The 20,495-nt window shown below is 41.1% G+C and carries 13 protein-coding genes; 2 read left to right on the top strand and 11 right to left on the bottom strand.

Annotation, left to right across the window (positions count from 1 at the left end; translation table 11 throughout):
- Positions 1 to 314 precede the first annotated feature (314 nt).
- The 6 genes from PQ461_RS06515 to PQ461_RS06490 form a co-directional block, all read right to left on the bottom strand.
- Positions 315 to 800, bottom strand: a complete 486-nt coding sequence (locus tag PQ461_RS06515; protein WP_274302571.1) for a GNAT family N-acetyltransferase — start codon at positions 798 to 800, stop codon at positions 315 to 317.
- 96 nt (positions 801 to 896) lie between these two features.
- A complete protein-coding gene (locus PQ461_RS06510; RefSeq protein WP_274302570.1) occupies positions 897 to 1,976 on the bottom strand; it encodes a LamG domain-containing protein in 1,080 nt (359 codons plus the stop codon).
- Positions 1,976 to 3,493, bottom strand: a complete 1,518-nt coding sequence (locus PQ461_RS06505; protein ID WP_274302569.1) for a RagB/SusD family nutrient uptake outer membrane protein — start codon at positions 3,491 to 3,493, stop codon at positions 1,976 to 1,978. The genes PQ461_RS06510 and PQ461_RS06505 overlap by 1 nt, the downstream gene beginning before the upstream one ends.
- Before the next feature lie 11 nt (positions 3,494 to 3,504).
- Entirely contained in the window at positions 3,505 to 6,675 is a 3,171-nt protein-coding gene (locus PQ461_RS06500) for a SusC/RagA family TonB-linked outer membrane protein (RefSeq protein WP_274302568.1), read from the bottom strand.
- Between the two features lie 235 nt (positions 6,676 to 6,910).
- A complete protein-coding gene (locus tag PQ461_RS06495; RefSeq protein ID WP_274302565.1) occupies positions 6,911 to 8,074 on the bottom strand; it encodes a beta-1,2-mannosidase in 1,164 nt (387 codons plus the stop codon).
- Positions 8,075 to 8,262: 188 nt separating this feature from the next.
- Positions 8,263 to 9,144, bottom strand: a complete 882-nt coding sequence (locus tag PQ461_RS06490) for an ROK family protein (protein WP_274302563.1) — start codon at positions 9,142 to 9,144, stop codon at positions 8,263 to 8,265.
- Positions 9,145 to 9,358: 214 nt separating this feature from the next.
- Between PQ461_RS06490 and PQ461_RS06485 the strand changes: the two genes are divergently transcribed.
- On the top strand, positions 9,359 to 10,381 hold the full coding sequence (locus PQ461_RS06485) for a LacI family DNA-binding transcriptional regulator (protein WP_274302559.1): 1,023 nt from the start codon (positions 9,359 to 9,361) through the stop codon (positions 10,379 to 10,381).
- 15 nt (positions 10,382 to 10,396) lie between these two features.
- Positions 10,397 to 11,158, top strand: a complete 762-nt coding sequence (locus PQ461_RS06480; protein WP_274302557.1) for an alpha/beta hydrolase — start codon at positions 10,397 to 10,399, stop codon at positions 11,156 to 11,158.
- A 153-nt stretch (positions 11,159 to 11,311) separates the two neighbouring features.
- Here PQ461_RS06480 and PQ461_RS06475 read toward each other — a convergent pair whose 3' ends face one another.
- The 5 genes from PQ461_RS06475 to PQ461_RS06455 all read right to left on the bottom strand — a co-directional run bounded on the left by PQ461_RS06475 (position 11,312) and on the right by PQ461_RS06455 (position 20,226).
- On the bottom strand, positions 11,312 to 11,824 hold the full coding sequence (locus PQ461_RS06475) for a protease (RefSeq protein ID WP_274302556.1): 513 nt from the start codon (positions 11,822 to 11,824) through the stop codon (positions 11,312 to 11,314).
- Positions 11,825 to 11,901: 77 nt separating this feature from the next.
- Complete coding sequence (locus PQ461_RS06470) at positions 11,902 to 13,629, bottom strand: cytochrome-c peroxidase (RefSeq protein WP_274302555.1); 1,728 nt, start codon at positions 13,627 to 13,629, stop codon at positions 11,902 to 11,904.
- Positions 13,630 to 13,829: 200 nt separating this feature from the next.
- Entirely contained in the window at positions 13,830 to 15,200 is a 1,371-nt protein-coding gene (locus PQ461_RS06465) for an alkaline phosphatase family protein (RefSeq protein WP_274302553.1), read from the bottom strand.
- A 195-nt stretch (positions 15,201 to 15,395) separates the two neighbouring features.
- A complete protein-coding gene (locus tag PQ461_RS06460) occupies positions 15,396 to 17,138 on the bottom strand; it encodes a RagB/SusD family nutrient uptake outer membrane protein (protein WP_274302551.1) in 1,743 nt (580 codons plus the stop codon).
- 16 nt (positions 17,139 to 17,154) lie between these two features.
- Positions 17,155 to 20,226 (bottom strand): SusC/RagA family TonB-linked outer membrane protein, encoded by a 3,072-nt coding sequence (locus tag PQ461_RS06455; protein ID WP_274302549.1) that lies wholly within the window; start codon positions 20,224 to 20,226, stop codon positions 17,155 to 17,157.
- Positions 20,227 to 20,495 lie beyond the last annotated feature (269 nt).

The raw sequence follows: 20,495 nt of genomic DNA, 5'->3' as shown, positions 1-20,495 counted from the left end.
TAAATTTAATATTCTTTAAACGCCTCTTATTAATTTGCTCAAACTTACTGTCAACACTACGCGAAAAGAAAAAATCTTCATGATATGGATTACACTCACAAGTTAATCTGTATCCATAAAAACTTCTTCCTGACCAACTAAAAACATCCTGTCTTTTAAAGGAACTTTGGTTGTGTCTATTAAATAGTAAACAGTGTCTTTCTTTACACTGGGTATTTGGGCATTAACGATAGAGCACGAATAAAGAATTACCAAGATCAATGCAATTGCAAAGTTTCTAAGTAAATAAGTTATTGGCTTCATGCGCATCTTAATCAATCCAACTTATATATAACCTCTTCCACCTCGACTTGCCGGGCATTTGCAAAACCTTTGTCTGTGCCAATCTTAACAAAGCCGCATTTCTCTAATACGCTCCGCGAGCCCATATTATCAAAAGCAGCACTGGCAAAAATTGGCCTTGCCGTTTCAATCTGTAAAAACTTTTGCAAGGCGATAGTGGCTATGCCCTTGCCCCAATATTTTTTGTCTATCCAATAAGTGATCTCATTATCGCCTTCTCTTTCAAACTTTGCAACGCTGCCTACAATGGTATCTCCAAGTAAAATTGTCTGGGTATTTTTATCAGCGTCATCCAGAAACTTCGAATGCTTTTTTAGATATGCTTCCCTATCAGCATTTTCTGTAGGGGTAAACGCCACAAGGTAATTAGCTTCGGCATCCAGCTGAAATTGATATAAAGTTTCGAGATCAGCATTGGTCGTTTTCCGCAATGTTATTGGCAAGTCTATTTGGTCCATATCGGTTAGTTTAGGAAGAACAAGTTACTGATAAAACAAAAGGCATTCAAAAATTTTGAATGCCTTTCTAATCAACATAATTACCCCAACAATCAATTATGGTGTTTCCATTGTAAATAACGAGTTAACCTCATTATCACTTAATACTTTATTATAAATGCGGATATCATCTATAGAACCCATAAAGTAGTTTGCACCATAAAATGCAAGCGGACTGCTGTCGTCGGTCATGTTATAAGCCGACTTTGGCAGTTCATTACCTATGGCCAGATTAGGCGGCGATGTTAAGGCAACCGGTGTACCGGTAACATTAGCAGTTTTCACCAATACGCCGTTGATGTAAAACTTCATCGACCCGTTTGTATAACTAACCACTACCTGCGACCATACATCCAGTTTTACACCGGCTCCGCCGTCATCCTGATCATGGATACCATTATCATTACTGATGGTTAAGAAAGGCAGGTTACTGCCCTGTAGCTGAAATTTGTAACCATTCCAGCGGTTCAATGATATAATGTAGTTCCCGTTACTTGCCACATGTGGCTTAACCCACGCGCTTATAGTAAAGCTTGTAGGGCGTAAAGTAGCATCGTAAGGAATTTCTACATAAGCAGCCTTATCAAAAGCGTAGGCTTTACCTGCAGCACCGTAACGGTCTGTAGTTAATGTTGGCAATGTGCCGCCATCAGTCGCCGTTTTCGGACTGGTGCCAACCCAGCCTGTTTTCAGCTGGCCGTTATGCCCGTGACCGCTGGCATCATTTGCGTCGCCGTCAAATTTCCAGTAGGCTATCAGGTTGTCTAATGATATTTCCTGGATCAGCTTGCCTTTAAACTGTGCAATCGCACGGATCAGGTTAGCCGTAGCATTATTTACCTGCTCTTGGGTAAAGCTTCCGCTTTTAACCTGTGTAGCCAAAGTAATGGCAGTTTGCAGGGCTGCTTTTGATCCAACCGAATAATCACCGGCCTGTTTACCTTCAACAGCAGCGCTGTAAAGCATTGTTGCCGAATCTATTTGTAAACTCAGTTTCGCCTTATCCGAATTGTAATTAGGCGCTTCTTTATCTTTTTTACAAGACTGCCCGAATATCAGCACTATCGCAAGTAGTACCATTGCGGCACTATAAATCTTCATCTTGCTCATGGTTTGTATTTTTAAGCGGTTCATCATTATTTACCTAATTTCAAATTGGTTTGCCTTTCGCTGGTAGGTATCGGGAAATACTGGTTGGTAGCAAAATTAAAGTTAGGTTTTGATCTAAGCGCATTGGTTGCATAATCTGAACCATAGCGTATAATGTCAAAAAACCTGTGAAACTCTGTAGCCAGTTCCGACCTTCTTTCTGCACGAATGATATCTCTCAGTGAAGACTGACTGGTGTTTGTAATATCCGGCAGTAAACCATCCGGAACTTTACCACCTGTGGTAGCAGCAAGGGTTGGGTCATTAATATAGCTTTCGCGTGCTCGTTTACGTACTTTATTAAGTGGCACTAATGCCGCTGCGCTATTACCTGATTCATTTAAAGCTTCGGCTTCTATCAATAACACTTCTGCAAAACGGATAGCCTGATAATTCAGGTTACCATCACCTTTGATACTCGTCGGGATCTCTGAAATTGGCTGTGTATGCTTCTTGCTGACATAGCCGGTTGATGTCCAGCTTGGGTCAAATGCGCTGTCATAATAAGGATGATCAGCACGACCAACCGTATAATCTAAACGCGGGTCGACCACACCTCCAGCTGATTTCTCAAAGTTGTCTACCAGGCTTTGTGTAGGCAGGTAAAAGCCATAGCCATTTAATGAGCGTGGCGCAAACCACTGGTTAAGGTTATTCCCTTGAAATGGTGTTAAGCCAGATGTATGCTGAATTGAGAATACTGATTCTGAATTATTTTTAGTCGCCGCCCTGAAATTATCCGCATAGTTTGGCAGCAGCGAATAAACGCCCAATGCTTCTACCTGCGCAGCAGTTGATGCAGCTAAAGCCCATTTCTTTTCAAAGAGATAAGTTTTGGCTAATAAGGCTAAAGCGGCGCCTTTTGTTACGCGGCCCAAATCGGCACCGGACCAGGTGGTAGGCAAAACTGCAGCAGCAGCCTGGCAATCTTTTTCGATCTGTGCGTATATCTGTGCCTGTGGCAGTGCCGGACTTTGCAGTTCTTCCGGTGTTTCTACTTTTAAATGCAGCGGAATATCACCATATGCTGCCGTAAGGTTAAAATAGTAGTATGCCCTTAAGAATTGCGCCTGCGCTAATACAGATGCACGGGTAGTTTCAGATACGCCTGATTGTGGCTTAGCCAAACCATCGGTTACTACGTTACATTTAAAAATACCATCGTAATACCTTTTCCAAACGGCTTCAACAGCAGCATTTGAAGGGTTAATATTGAAGTTTTGGACAGCAAGGAAATCAGCCTGATCACCATCACTGCTACCTTTTACCACATCGTCCGAAGCCAGGTCACCTAATACCCATATCGCATTTGATGAGGCATCAGTAAATGTTAACTGCGAGTATGCAGCGTTTACCGCTAATACGGCGTTAGCATCAGATGTAAAAAAGTTGTCAGACTGGTATTGCCCCAATACGGGTTGTTCCAGAAACTTTTTACAACCTGTGCCAGCCAATAAAAGGGATGCGGCAAAGATTAAGCAAATATATTTTGATTTCATCTTCATGTTCTTAAAGATTAGAAATTAGCGTTAATACCTATCGTGAATGTCCTGGCTGATGGGTAAGTACCCCAATCAATACCAACGGCAGTTACGGCATTGCCATTGTTGTCGTTATAGTACTGCTCCGGATCAAGTCCGGTATATTTGGTAAAGGTCAGCAGGTTTTGGCCGCTGGCAAATACCCGTACAGACGATAATCCTATACTTTTTAAAGCATTAGCGCCCAGTTTATATCCTAACTGTACATTTTTTAAGCGCAGGTATGAGCCGCTTTCCAAAAAGCGGGTTGATGGCTGCTTATTATTTGTACCGTCAGACCATGACAGCAACGGATAAGTATTGGTCGAGCCCTCACCTGTCCAGCTATTAGTAGCAATACGCTCAGTAATGTTAAACGGACGGTAAAAACCTTCGATATCCGTTAATACCTGGTTATAGATCTTATTGCCATACACGCCCTGGAAGAATAGGCTAAGGTCAAAGTTTTTATAATTTACAGAAGCTGTAAGGCCATAAGTAAGCTTAGGAATTGGGCTGCCCACAAATGTGCGGTCCTTGTCATCAATCACACCGTCGCCGTTAACGTCTTTATACATTACATCGCCGGGGCGAATGCCAGGCCCCTGGTAAGCATGGGTAAACACCTGCTGTGCATTTTGGAAAATACCTTCCTGTTGCAGCAGGTAGAATGAACCGATTGGCTGGCCAACCTGTGTTAATGTTGCGAAATAGTTGTTATCGATACGAGCATTGGCAATAGGCGCTGCACCTGCTAATGAAACTACACGGTTTTTAACGGTAGCCAGGTTTCCTGTTACGCTAAAGCCCAGATCTTTGTTTACAGTTTTTCTGTAAGTCAGTTCAAGCTCGATACCGCTGTTACGTACCTTACCCGCATTTACCGCCGGGTTGCCACCATTACCGGCACTACTTGGCAAAGGTAGGTTCAATAATACATTTGATGTGTTCTTAATATAATAATCAGCGCTCAACAATAAAGCATTATCAAAAAAACCAAGGTCAAGGCCTACGTCCTGCTGAGTGCTTTTTTCCCATTTAATATTCGGATTACCTTTACTGGTGATACTATAGCCCTGAGTTGATACACCACCAAACGGATAATAGAAATTACCGCTTAGCAAAGAAGTATACGGATAAGTACCGATTTGAGAGTTACCTAACTGCCCGATACTTGCACGCAGTTTCAGTGTTGATATCGGTTTGATGTCCTTCAGAAAATCTTCCCGGTCTATGCGCCAGCCTAATGATCCTGAATAAAAACTCTCATAACGGGATGATGGATCTAACTGTGACGAACCGTCGCGGCGGTAGTTTACACTTGCCAGGTACTTATCATCATACTGGTAACCTATGCGGCCAAATAATGAAAATAACGCAGAGTGGTATTCGTTACCGCCATTTTGCTGTGATGCTGATGTACCGTTATCCAAATACTGGAAATTGGGGGTTTGATTCACATATCCTTTGCGCGATGCGGATAAGCCCTGAACATCCTGTTTAATAGCCTCAGAACCGGCTAAGAAATTAATGGTATGTTTTCCAAAGATCAGATCATATATGGCGGTATTCGTCCAGTTATAATTTAGATTATTAGTGTGTGACTGCGCAAGTGAGTTTGGCGAATTAAAAAACCTATCAATACCATAAGTCTCAAAAAACTGCTTGTAGTCAGTTTGAATCAGGTTTAAACCTATGTCAGATTTGATCTTCAAATTTTTGATCGGGTCAACTTCTATAAAGGCATCACCCAACACTGTATAACCGTAAGTGTTGTTATTGGTAGCATCGGCCATAGCAACAGGGTTGATACCATCGCCCAGGAAATTACCTAATACCGGGTCTTGCTTCGGTAAATCAACAAACTGTCCCTGTGCATTATAAACAGGGGTACCCGGTGTACGGAACAAAGCAAAACGTACTACGCTTGCTGCTGCGCCAGTATAACCATCGCCTGAACTACCAACAGACCTTGTTTTTGAATAGGCCAGGTTAACGTTAGTACCGATTTTTAAATACTTATTTAAAGTGCTATTAACAGCCGTACGCAGGTTTAAACGATCAAATGAAGAGTTTTTGATCAAGCCATCCTGTGTAAAATAATTAGCTGAAACAATATATTGGGAATTTTCGTTACCACCGCTTACAGATAAATTGGCATTGGTAATAGGTGCAGGTTTTAAAACTTCTTTCAACCAGTTCACATCTGATAATGTACGTGCCAGGCTATCAGAAATTTGTGGACGGCCATCATTTTTAGCAGCTGTGTTGTAGGCAGTAACATACTGACTGTTGTTGGCCATCTTAATCAGGTTTTGTGCTGTTTGCACACCGGTATAAGCGCTAAGGCTTAATTTGGTTTTACCTGATTTACCCTTCTTTGTAGTTACGATAACTACACCATTTGAAGCACGGGCACCATAAATAGCTGCAGATGATGCATCCTTTAAAATGTTGATGCTTTCGATATCATCCGGTGATATCTGGTTAATGCCTGTTTGGGTTGGTACACCATCTATAATATACAATGGATCGTTATTATTAATGGTACCCACACCGCGCACGCGTACAGAAATACCGCCGCCCGGTGCACCCGTATTTTGCGAAACAGATACACCAGCAGCTTTACCCTGCAAAACCTGGTCTACACCGCCTACAGGTAAGCTGGCGATGTCTTTACTATTAATTAGTGATACAGCGCCTGTTAAGTCCTTTTTACGTTGTGTGGTATAACCAATTACCACCACATCGTTCAGATTGTTCTGTGCAGCCTGTAACACAATTTTAAGATCGGTTTTTCCGGCTACAGAAACATCCTGACTAACGTAACCCGTATAGCTGATCGTAAGTATGGCATTATCAGGTACCGAAGCTGTGAAATGGCCGTTTACATCGGCAACGGCAACACCCCGGCCCCCTTTTATACTAATGCTGGCACCAGGAAGTGTTACTCCGGTAGCATCAGTTACGGTACCGGTAATTCTAACGTCGGCTGCTTTCTTTGTAAATGCGACGCTTTTTATGAAATGATTGTTTTGGTTTTTTGGGCTTGCATCAACAGAAAATTGTGCAGACGCAGCCAATAATAAAGCCGTTGCAAGCTTCATTTTAAAACTAACCCCTTTTTCATATCGATGGATAATGAAATAACTGTAAGTTTTTTTCATACAATATCGTTATTTGAGTGAACAGTTAAATTATCTGAATAAGGCCAATTGAGCGTTTGGCGGGCCAATAACAGGTAGCTTAAGCCATCATTATCAGCAATATGGATAGTGTATATTTATTCCATAACAATCCCTTTCTTCTCTTTAGGTATATTTAATAATTGGTAATCCGGTAGCTTGGTAAAAAGTACCAGGCTAATATTTTAAGTCTTTACAAAGTGGTCAGCTTTATAAATTATAATACAGGTAGCGGATCTGGCTTTGAAGGTTTATTAGGATCATACACAGCAACTCCAACTTTTGAATCGGCACAACCGTAATACAAGAACCATTTTTGCTTGAAATAAACCAGGCCTTCAATAAATACCGTTCCGTTTACATATTGGCCGCTTTTTTCAAATGGCTCCATCGGGCGTAAAAACGGAACATCAAGACGGGCAATGGCTTTTGTTGGATCTTTTAAAGAAAACAACACCTGCCCTGCACAATATGAATTGCCGTTGAAGCGCTTGTCGCCGCCATCACCCGGATGGTTCTTCCCATTATAAAACAGGATGATACCGTTTTTGGTCAACAACGCAGGCGGGCCGCACTCGGTAAGGTCGCTATCAAAGTAACCTTTGCGCGGAGAGATCAGCCATTTTAATTCTCCATTGGTATTAGTCACCGGCTTCCAGTCGACAAGATTAGTTGATGTAGCTGCAAAAACATGCAGTTCGCCCCAGTACATCCAGTACTTACCATTTACTTTGGCAATTACCACCTTACCATTTTTTAGCTGCGTAAGAATAGAAGCCGATTTATTAGGAATATCGGCATACTTACCGTTATAAAACTTACGGAATATCGGCCCGTGCTTAACCCATGTTTTCAAATCCTTTGAGGTTGCCACACCTAAACGCGGCACTTTACGGTTCCACTGGGTGTAAAACATGACATAAGTGCCGTCTTCGGTAACAGCTACACGCGGGTCTTCACAACCTCCGGGCCATTCAAATTCTTTCTGGCTATCATCACCGGGGTACAACACAGGCTTGCCACTGCGTTTAAATGTAAGGCCATCGCTGCTTTCTGCGTAACCAATACGGGATGTGCGTGTACCGATAGAATCACCGGTCATATCTTCAGAACGATACAATACCACTACCCTGCCATTTTTTACGGTTGCAGCCGGGTTAAATGTATAAAAGGCTTCCCACCCCACACGCTTATCAGACATGGGATCTAAAAACTTAGAATTAACGTCGGGTGATATAATAGGATTAACATTTGCAGGCCTGGTAAAACCTCCGAATGCCCACTTAGGCAACTTATTTTGAACTGTTTGTTGCGCAAATGTAGTTGTAGTAAGCAACAGGCAGACAAACGCCGTCCCCAGTTTAGTAAATGTGTTGTTCATTAAGTATTAGTTTGGTTTATAATATCTCCTTGCAATTGCTATTGCAAAACCGGTTTTATATTTAAAACAATATTAAATCAATAAAACCGGTTTTGCAAATTATTTTTTAAGCTCATACAAATTTCTCGGTTACAACAGTATAAATGCACTATCAATATCAGTTGATATCACCATTCCCCTGTTTAAGATCAACTATTCTGTGCTGATAATCGCTTAAATTTAGCCGTAGCGCCCAACAATGGCGCATGTTCATCTAACTTAGCTACTTTTATTTCAAGTGGCTGTAAACTATCCATAACACGGGGCAAAAAATATTTATATGCCTTTGCAATGTTTCCACAAACCACGAGTACTTGTGGTTGCAGCCGAAAAACCGGTTTTATTAAAAATGCTGATAGAGCGTCTGCAAACTCTTCAAAAATTGTGGAGGCAACATATGTATTCATGCCTGCAAGCTGCTTAACTCCATCCGTTAAAACCTCGCCAGTTAGTTGATAATAACGATTTACAAACCAACGGGTTGAGAAAAAGTTGTCGGCAATTGAATCTTTATATGGATCGCTGCCCAGATTAAGGTCGGTAACGGTTGTTTGGTCGGCAAATGCTGATCCAAACCCTGTTCCAAGCGTGATACCTATAATTCGCTGGTATCCGGCTCCGGCTCCTGCAATCACTTCTCCTGCAATGGTCGACTCAGCATCATTCCTGAAACAGATCAATTGTTTATCTATATCTAAATTTCCAGCCAGATGAGATTTAATATCAAGGCCATAGATCGACTCATACTTACTAAGCCCGGTTATATAAGACACCCCGTTCTTATAATCAAAAGGCCCCGGCATAGCAACAGCTAACCCGGCTACTGGCAAATTGGCTTTGTCAGCTACCTCTTTAAAGGCATTAGTCCATGCAGAAAGAATATGGTCTTTTGTACCAGCACTGTCAACATGCAGCCTTACTACTGTCTCGGGCAACACGCTGTTATTATTTGAGTCACACAGCGCAACGGTAATATGAGACCCGCCGATATCGGCAGCAATAACAAAATCTGATTCTTTATTAATTTGCATCTAATAAATTAGGTTATTGTAAATAGGTTAATTAAAAGAAAAGAATTAAACAATTATAGATAATAAAACCGGTTTTGCAAATCTATATATTATATTTGTGCTATATTGCTCAAAAGCATTGCAAGCTTCACCAGATTATACTGATTAACCGTTATAACTTAAATCTTTTAACTATATTAATTGGCAAACCGCTGTGGTGCCTATATGTGTCTAAATGAAGAAGAAACTATCCATTAATGATATAGCAAAGGAACTGAACGTTGCTAAATCGACTGTTTCATTTATTTTAAATGGCAAAGCCAAAGAAAAACGCATCAGCGATGAATTAACGCAGCGCGTGCTGAAGTTTATTGAAGAAAAAGGTTATCAGCCCAATCAGTTGGCTAAAAGCCTGAGTACAGGGAAAACCAAAATGATCTGTGTACTGGTTGAAAAGATATCAGATTACTTTTTTTCGCACATTGCCTATCATCTGGAGACTCTGGCTTATAAAAGCGGCTACAAGATTATTTACGGCAGCACAGAGAACGATCTTAATAAAACCCGCGAACTGATCAATATGCTAAGGGCCCGCCATGTGGACGGTTACATTATCACGCCGCCTGTAGGTATTGAGGCAGACATAAAGTCGCTTTTAAGCGATAACTTGCCGGTAGTCCTTTTTGACAGGTATTTACCTGAAGTCTCAACCGATTATGTGGGCCTTGATAATTACAACGGGACGTTTAACGCCATAGAGTTTTTGGTGGGCACTTCGGCTAAGAAAGTAGCGTTAGTAACCTTAAACTCTAACCAGACACAAATGCTGGAACGTAAGGACGGTTATCTTTCGGCAGTGAAAAGATTTCATTTGCCATCTTTGATATTAGAGGTGCCGTTTGAAAACGAGGTAGAAACAACAACAAAGCAGATCACCGATTTCTTTAAAAAGAATCAGGGTATTGATGCTGTGATCTTTGCGACCAATTATCTTGCATTAAGCGGCATAAAATCACTTAACCAGATAGGTTTGCACATGCCTGATGATATTTCGGTTATTGCATTTGACGACCATGATGTGTTCAACATCTTCAGCCCTTCGATAAGTGCAATTGCACAGCCACTACATGAAATGTCTGTGCAATTGTTTGAAACCCTATTAGATAAGCTGGAGGATAAAGTGCGCCTGAAAGACCTACGCAAAGTAATTATCCAACCTGACCTTATCCTGCGCGAGTCGACGAAAGAAGTTAGCTGATAACAGAATACAGGTATGAAGAAAATCATTTCAGCAATATTTTACTTCCTTGTAATTCCCTTGGGAAAATTAAGTGCACAATCAGAAAATACAATTTTCCCACTTGGCACCATATCCTATAAAAACATATCTTATTGTAATGATACATTGACAAATCATCAATTAGATATTTACACACCATCTAATGGTAAAAATAGCTATCCTGTTGTAATTTGGATACATGGTGGAGGATGGAGAAAAGGAGATAAATCCGATGCAATGGATAATATGTCCAGTACTGTCAAAGAAATGATCGCCAAAGGGTATGCAATTGTATCAATCAATTATCGCTATAGCACAGACTTTAAGTTTCCTACACAGATTATAGATTGTAATAAAGCAATAACATTTATATATAACCATGCTGCGAAATATAAAATTGACAGTGATAATATAGCACTGATGGGCTTTTCAGCAGGAGGGCATCTTGCGGCACTTTTAGGTTTATCTAACAATAATAAAATTAAAGCCTTTTATAGTGAAGCTGAAGATCCTAAATTTAAAATCAAGTTAGTAATTGACTATTTTGGCATCAATGATATCACAACACTTAAAGGACCAGGAACCGACAATCCTCATACAGGAGTAACATTGTTATTAGGTGCATCAGCATCCGAACGACCTGATCTCGCTGTATTTGCCAGCCCAATTAATTATATAGACAAAAATGACCCGCCATTTTTAATATTGCATGGAGATAAAGATTTGGCAGTTGACTATACGCAATCAAAATATTGAACAATGAATTGAACGCATCAGGGGTAAAAAATAAACTTATAATTATACATGGAGCTCCACATGGCGGAGATATGTTTGATGCTAAAAAAATAAGAAAATATGTATTTAGATATTTAAATGCATATTTAAAACCTACAAACAATCAACTTACGTCTACTTCTCCGGAACATTAATTTTGATCTGGTTTGTTGCCTTTAAGCCACTCATACCACTGGCGTTATATTTTACCTGGTATTTTCCGGGTTTGATATCATATCCCTTTTTAAGGTTAAAAGTAACAGACATACTATCATGCGGTTGTACGCTGATGTAGCTATCTGCTGGTGGCGGCATTACACGTTTAGCCATTGGTCCTTTATAATTTGCTTCTGTGCCGGCATCATCAGTTACGCTGAGATACTTACCTAATAGCGGTTCAAATGGTGTCTCCCATTTTAAGAACCGGCCTACTGTATCCATCTTATTGTAAACAGTAAATGTAACAGGTACCGAATCCTGAGTTATAGCTTGATTAGCTGATAATTTCACTTCTAAACTATCTGCTGCTTTATTAGAAGCAGAAAAAGCGGTAGAATCTGATGCTGTATGTGCAGTGTTGTTAGCTGTACTACAGCCAAAAGCATTTAAAATTCCGGCTGTTGCAATTAAATAAATCCAGTTTTTCATTATGGTTCAGTACGCTTTAGTTGATAAATTGTTTTATCAAAAGTAATTTCTAGTAATGAGCTGAGCATTAACATTGATTATTTTAAAGCTTCTGTATTACTATCCAGCGCTTTGATAAAAGCGATGACAGCTTTACTTTCTTTAGCTGTAAGGTTAAGTTTGCCAGCGTCGAGCGTTTGATTTTCTACCTTGTAACCTAAACCTGCTCCCCCCCCCTTGTTGTAGAAATCCATTACCTGGTCAAGGTTCCTAAAAACACCATTGTGCATATAAGGCGCAGTTTTAGCTGCATTGCGCACTGTAGATATTTTAAAGGCATGCTTAAAAGCCTCTACCTTTAAGGTGGAGTACCGGCCCATATCATCGTCAATTTCTTTTTCAGCCAATGTTTTAGGTACACCAATCACTTCGCTTTCTACAAGTGTGTATCTTGGCGGAAAAGCACCATTGAATAATGGCATGTAATGGCAGGTGCCGCATTTAGCCTTGCCCATAAAAAGGTTAAAGCCATTGATTTCTTCCTTATTCATAGCGGCTTGGTTGCCCCTCATATAATCATCAAAGCGGCTATTGAGCAAGGTAAGGCTACGGATAAACGAGCCAAGCGCATTCATCACTTCCAGCGTATCGATATGAGTTCGACTACTCAAGGGAAACGCTTTTGTAAATAGTTCACGATAAGTTTTATTGTTCCACAATTTTACAGCGGCTGACTTCATAGAGCCATGCATTTCATCTTTATTGCCTACAACAGCATTGGCCTGCTCTTCTAAGGTGCGTGCCCTTAAATCGTAAAATTGACCGGGTTGCAATCCGGCATTTATTAATGTTGGTGTATTCCTTTTCAAAGGCTTATTAGTCCCTATCGCTGTATTACGCATTAGACCATCAGTAAAAGCTTTATCTGGTTGGTGGCAGGTTTGGCAGCTTCGCTTACCATTACCGGATAGTATCGGATCAGCAAACAGTGCCCTGCCTAATGCTATTTTACGCTCACTGCTGTACGACTGCTGATCTGGCGCATAAGTATTAATATTAAAGGCATCCTTGTCAAACATCGTTTCAGCATCCTGGTTCAACAACTGGTTATAATGCATACCCTTTATTTTCAGTTTTCTTTCGAGCCTCGTAATACTTACCGAAAGCGGGTTGCCGTACTTAGTGATAAATTCGGCACGGTTAAAACCATTAAAATCAGGATGACTATTTAGATAATTGATTGCAGCGGCGAACTGTGCGTTTATTTTTTCTGCATCATCAGTAGCATATAATGCGATTGTCCTGCCTGTACTTTGCAGCGCAGCTGCCGACTCGTGCATACTTTTAAGCGTAAGCGGATCATCAAAACCGCTGATACCAAGCGATAGTACACGGAACACTTCCTGCTTGGTGGCATCAAACACCTGCCAGTTTAATATGTCTATAAACTTAAACCGTGTTTTATACCTGTCTATCCCGCTTTGCAAAAGATCAAGCTGGTGTATGATCTCCTGTTTTTTCGACTGGTTAAATTTGGGATAGAGCATAGCTTCTATCACCTGTAAGCCAGCCGGTTCAAATACCTGCCCGCTTGTAATTTCTATCTCCTGCACAGGCGGGCCATTTATAAAACGCGCATTAGCAGGATCAAAATATTCTACAGCCCATTCTGCTTTTTTGTAGGCTAAACGTAATTTCAGGAACTGTTGCTTTAACTTGCTTTCATCCACAACTTTACTTTTGGCAGTTGCAAGCATTTCATTTTTTGCTAACTCAAAGCTGTCAATTTGAGCAAATAATGTTTCAGCAATCGCTTTCTCAGGCATTATATTCCTGTCACGGCATGAGAAAAAAGCAATTACCGCGATAATAAAAGAAAGTGAAGTAATTGAAAATATCTTCCTCATCAATAATCTTAAGCCCCATTTATCATAATTGATACGGCTGGGTAATTATATAAGCCTTTAAACAAATATGGGAACAACCTTTAAGCTGTTCCCAATAATGATAATAGTATGTTTTACTGTTATTTAAAATTAAAGGCATTGGTTAACGGGGCAGCATTTTTATCACGATCTGATAATGGTGCCAATCCCCATCTTTTCTCTATAAATGAAAGGATACCCACCGTTTCATATTGCGTATGGTCAACATAGCCCTGTTTAGCAAAAGGAGAGATAATAATGGCTGGCACACGTAAGCCCGGCCCCCACTTTTTATCAATAACCGGCGGATTAACGTGATCCCAGAAACCACCGTGCTCGTCATAAGTGATGATGATCACTGCATCTTTGCCATTAGGTCCGTTTAAAACATCGTTCACTAATTCTAAAGCATGGTTTTCGCCAAGCGCCACATCAGAATATCCCGGATGTTCGTTGTATTTGCCCAATGGTTTTACAAATGATACAGCAGGTAAGTTACCGGCCTTAGCAGCTGCAATAAAATCTGTTTCGTCTTTCAGGTGATCTTTTTTAGCCTGTGTACCATCAGCAAAGTTTTTGAAATAGATGAACGGCTGGTGATGAAATTGGAAGGTTGGATCAGGATTGCCGGCTAAGGCATCATTCCAACCGCCTGAATACCATGCCCAGCTCACATTTTTTTCGCTTAACCTGTCGCCTATTGTAGGATTTGTTTGATTAGGCACTAAAACACTGGCGTTTACGCTGGCTGGGTGCGGCGCATTGACTGAATAGCTGGTATTAACTACATAACCATCCGGCGTTACCAGACCATCGGTTATTACATTTCCATTGGCATCAACCTTTGCAGTTATGCTTGCCGGTGCATTCGGAAATGTTGGACTGGCAGCAGCAATTAACCACTGGTGGTTAAGGAACGATCCACCGAAAGCACTGTGAAAAAAGTTATCGCAAAGCACATACTTTTTAGCCATTGCTACCAAAGGCAATAAATCTGTTTTATAATATCCTTGTGATAAACCTGCAGAGTTAGCATTGTATAAAGCAAACTTATCCATTTTACCACCATCAATTTGCATCTGCTCCTGGTAGTAACGATGCAATACATCCGGCGTAAGCTGGTCATTAGATACGTATTGATCTATATTGAAATAAGTATTCGGCAGATTGGTTGGAAAAGTTGATGAACCTGTTACCGGAGGCAGGTATTGGTATGGATTTCCGTTGGCATCAACCTGGGTAGTGTTGGCTGCTGTTGCATTTGCAAGGCCATTGGCACCGGCAAATGATCCGTATAGATTATCGAAACTGTGGTTTTCCATGTAGATAACCACCACGTGGTTAACCTGGTTGATACCGCTATCGGTATTACTTTTATTATCCTTTTTACAATTAACAAAGACGGTGATTATTAACGCGGCCCCGGCAACTACGAGGATTGATTTTTTAACAGAGGGTTTATTTATTTTCATGTGCGTACAGGTTTCTCATTCATTCTTTCTACCTGTAAAAGACGCGTACAGAAATAAACACAATGTTATGCCAACACTATGATTTAATTAACCAGGTATTAATGTTTGATATTAAATTGAACCATCTTTAAAAATAAAGAGGCTTGCAAGCTAAGCCCGCAAACCTCTTCCCCCAATTATCAACTAAAAACGGTCTTAATATCCCGGGTTCTGAACCAACTGAGGGTTAACGTTCAGTATCTGAATACCTATCGGGAAAATCTCTGTATGTTTATCGCCATCCGGTTTTTTATCCCACCAGGTACCGGTACTGAATACCCCCCAGCGGATCAGGTCGGTTCTTCTTCTGTTTTCACCTAAGAATTCCCTGCCCCATTCGTCAAGCATTTCCTGGTCGTCTAACTGGCTGCCGTCTGCTTTATATAAACTTGGCGATCCGGCAGGATAATTTCTTTGCCTTACCGCATTTAATAATTGCGCAGCGCCAGCCTTATCCCCCGCTCTATATTTACATTCGGCCAGCATATAATAAACCTCCGAAAGGCGGATCTCTGCATATGCGGATGTAATACGGTTAGGATCTGTTGTAGGATATATCGGATACTTCACCATGAACACACCCGAATTATGGTCAGCGTGGTTCATATCTGATTCCTTATCTGAAATTTTAGTACCCGGCTTTGCGCCTAAGAACATACCTACCTGGTCGCGGATAAACAGTGGATAGTTTCCCTTATTACCTTTCACAGTATCAGTTACAGTTTGCCCGTTTACTACGTGCTGATAAGGCAGATAACCATACAAGAACATCCCCTCGCGTTTGCTGTTGCCTAAGTTTTTGTAAAGTTTTAAGCGTACATCGTCAGGGTATTTCTGGAACTTCACAAACGGTTTACCCATTTTGAAGCTATACTCTACACTATCAACATCGCGGCCGGGTTGCAACGCATATTTTGGATTTGCCTGACCGAAATCAGTAAAACCACAGTACAATGGTGCTGCATCATAGGTCATGCCCCAGAAATACATATTGCTATCATACTGCCAATGCGTACGTGAAAGGCTTGACGGAAATCCGTATATCACCTCAGAGTTTGGCTGATTGTTAGTGTAATCAAAAGGCGCATCCCAGCGGGTATCCAATTGGTAAGCACCGTACTTTCCGCTAATGATATCCTGACAAACGGTAGCACAATCGGCAAACTTATCAACGCCGGTATACACTTTTGAGTTAAGATACAAACGCGCAAGCAGGGTTGCCGCACCAGCTTTGGTCCAGCGGCCAATTCCATTGCTTCCCAAGCTTTCGCGGGTAGGCAAATCAGCAATAGATTCTTTCAACTCCTTCTCTATAAAATTAAATGCCTCTTGTGGTGGTACTTGTTTCTGTCCCTGGGTTTGTGTTTTTACATCGGTGATAATTTCAATGTTCCTATAAAAATCTAATGCCCTTAAGTGGAACCATGCACGAAGCGTGCGCAGTTCTGCTTTAAAATCGGCAAGTTCTGCTGGTGTTACCCCCAATTTAGCCGGATCGCTGATGCCATCCATATCCTGCAAAGAGTTCGTAGCTAAAACTATACCCTGGTAAAAGGCGTTCCAGGCACCGCTGGTAAAGTTGTCATTAATGGTCCAGGTGTGGTAGTGCATACGCTGATAATAGCCACCATCCTGCCAGTCACCCTGGCGGTTAAAGGTGCCAAACTCATCAGAACTATCTTCGTTCACCGCGAAAATATCATTGCCCTGTATGCTCCAGTAAGCATGCTCAAAAGGGCGTAAAAAATCGCGGATCACATCATCGCGGCGCTGTAAGAAGGCTTTGGCATCTACCTGATCGTAAACATGCTCATCTAATTTCGTACAGCTATTGCCTGCAACTAACAGCGCAACGGCCATAGCTGCTTTTATCTTCATATTTTTAAAATATCTTGTCATTTTCTTAGTCGTTAAATCAGAAGGTAATTTGTGCACCCATAATTATTTGCAATGTGGCCGGATAATAGTTCAACGTTCCGTTACCATCACTACCGGTTTGTATACCCGGTGTTAAACCGTTTACAGGTATCAGGTCAGGGTCGCCCACACTCAGACTTTTAAACGTATGGATGTTTCTGCCTGCCGCATACAAACGCAAACCATGTATGTATTTTGAATTGATCTTTTGCGTAAAACCAAGCGAAATGTTATCGATCTTAACAAACGAACCATTCTCAAGGAAATAATCAGACGGTATAGAGGTTGTCGAATTGTTAGTTAGTTTAGAGTATTTACTATTGCTGTCATAAGCAGATTTAAGCACGTTGATATCAGCCTGTGTTGCAGGTGTACCTAAATAAAATGCCGCTGTATTAAACACCTTGTAACCAAAGTTGCCTCTGAAATAAATACCTAAGTCGAATTTCTTGTAAATAAAGGTATTACCAAGCGATGCGGTAAATTTGGGCAAGCCATTACCTACAAATTGTTTATCATCATTATTAGCCTGGTTGGCAGGTACAATTGATCCGTCTTTTTTGTAAACCAGCAAAGCACCGTTAGCATCTACACCTGCACTTTTATAGGTATAAAATGATCCGATACGTTTACCTTCCTGTAACCTTTGGATTGGCCCCGGCGAACCTGGCGCTGGTAAACTTGCCAGATCCTGATAAATGGCGCCTTTATACAAGTCGTTTGAAAAAGAAACGAACTTATTGCTGTTGTAAGCACCTGCAAAAGTGATATTATAAGTGAAGTCTTTGGTTTTAACAGGCGCAGCATATAACTGGATCTCCACCCCCGAGTTTTTAAGTTTACCTACGTTCGTAAACGTAGTAGACTGTGGGTTTGGTGGCAGCGGCACATTATAAGAGCCTAACAGGTCTTTATTAGTCCTGATGTAATAGTTGATTGATCCACCTAAACGGCTGTTCAGCAAATCGAAATCGATACCTGCGTTAAAGTTGATGGCTTTCTCCCAGCTAAGATTTGGGTTGGCATTTTGGGTAGGGCCATAAACCTGGTATACCGTGCCGTTATAAGGGAAATAGCCTGCACCGCCATATAGCAACAATGATTTATAGTTATCAAAGTTCTGGTTACCGGTTACGCCGTAATCGACGCGCAATTTTAAATCATTAAGCCATGTGAACCTGTTTTTCAGGAAACCTTCTTCGGCAATGCGCCATGCAGCAGATGCTGCAGGGAAATCGCCCCACTTGTTATTGGCACCAAATTTTGAAGATCCTTCGTGCCTTAAACTGGCTGTAAGAATATACTTGTTATCAAAATCATAGTTTACACGGCCAAAAAAGGCGATAAGTGTCGATCCGTTTTGTGTTGAACCCACTGCACTTTGCCCATTGCCTTTGTCGCCGCCGTTGTAAGCACCAGAACCCAGGTTGTTCCATAGGAAGGCATCAAACGGCAAATCATAGTTCTGCGCCTTAAACTGCTGGTAGTTATACAATGCATAAGAATAACCAGCCAGCAATTTAAGATCGTGCTTTTTGTAATTAAGCGCGTAATTACCAGTCCATTCAAAGTTCTTTACATCATTTTCAACCTGCTCTTGCGATGCATAATTTGCCTTTATCGTTTGGTTATTATGCAAAATTGTAGAGAGCGTTGAAGGGCTGAAGTTTAAGTTTTTAAATGAACTGCTCGATTCTGAAAAGGTTGCGATAGTGTTTAGGTTTTTGAGAATATTTACTTTAAAGCTTGCGCTTAAATCTAATTCTTTTATCTCCTGCTCAGCTTTATTCAGCTTTGCATTTTCAACCGGGTTGTTTGAGAAGAAACCGGTATTGATGTAGTTGTATTTACCATCAGGTGTAAGCACAGCGTAAGTAGGGTTTAGCGTAAGCGCATTGTTAAAACCACTATAATCCGCCTGATTGGTGTGCGCATAGCGTGGCGCAGCTGTAACACTTACTGCGTATATGTTGTCTTTAGATGCCCAGTTGGCGTTGATACGTGTACCGTACTCCTTTTTATTTGCACGAAGATCGATACCCTCTGCATTGCGGTAATCGGCTGATGCAAAATAATTAGCCTGCCCGCTACCGCCTGATAACTGCATGGTATGTTTTTGTCCAAAAGCTGGCGAGTGGGTTACTTGTTTAAGCCAGTCGGTATTGCTGCCGTAATCCTGCCCTTGCTTGTTATTTACCCTGTCTTGAACAAACTGGTCATGCGTTAACACATCATATTTGTTGGTCACATAATCCAGACTGGTGTAACCATCATAAAATAAACGCGATTGCTCTGAACCTTTTTTAGTTGTGATGATAATTACGCCATTACTACCACGGGTTCCATAAATCGCTGATGCCGCACCACCTTTTAATACGTCGATAGATTCAATATCATTCTGGTTGATGTTATCAATATTGGCTCCTATTACACCATTAATGATATAAAGCGGCCCTAAACCCGCATTCCTGGATGATACACCACGCAGCTGAATAGATGGGGTAGAATTGGGATCGCCGTTGGCCGTGTTGGTTACCGTAAGACCTGCCACCTTACCTTGTAATGCCTGTAAGGGGCTATTGCTTGCAACAGTGAGCAATTCTTTTGAGCTAACGTGTGTAATGGTGCTGGATACCTCTCTTTTATCAAGTGTACCGTACCCAACGCTTACTACAGTTACTTCATTTAATGTTTTAATGTCCTCGGTTAGCTGTACATTAACTAATGTGCGATTGCCCACTACCTCTTCCCTGGTAGCATAGCCTATAAAGCTTACCACAATTACAGATGAACTGCTGCTAACGTTGAGGCGATACTCACCTTTTGCATCGGTAACGGTACCGTTTGTAGTGCCTTTTTCCCTGATGGCAACGCCGGGCAGTGGCTGTCCTTTGTCATCAGTAATTTTTCCTGTTACAGGTATAGCCGCCTTAAACTTTGAATTAAAGGTTAAGTGGCTATAATTGGATGCTGCCATAACAGGTATGCTGCCTCCTCCCGCAAGGGCGATCAGCATTGCGCAGGCAACTTTTTGTGTTTTGACAAAATGCTTGTGTAAGTGTTTTTTCATTATGGTTTAATTTGGTAATGGTTAGTATCAAAGACCTTCGAATAGCCTGAAAAATCGATTTACAGATAATCAGAATGCCAATAAAGCACAACTTTATAGCTGAGATTCATAACTGGTAAATTTGAATATTGAAACCTGGAATTATTATAATTCGGACAGGTATTGGTTTATAATATTTTAAGCGTCCCCAAATTATCTGATTTACTTATAAGCAAATTGTCGCAGTAGTTCAATTTGTATTCAAAGCGTCTCAAATTGCGGGCTATTTA

The organism is Mucilaginibacter sp. KACC 22063, from assembly GCF_028736115.1.
Taxonomy (GTDB): domain Bacteria; phylum Bacteroidota; class Bacteroidia; order Sphingobacteriales; family Sphingobacteriaceae; genus Mucilaginibacter.
Note: the sequence above shows the minus strand (reverse complement) of the source record. Positions and strands in the feature narration are given on the sequence as shown.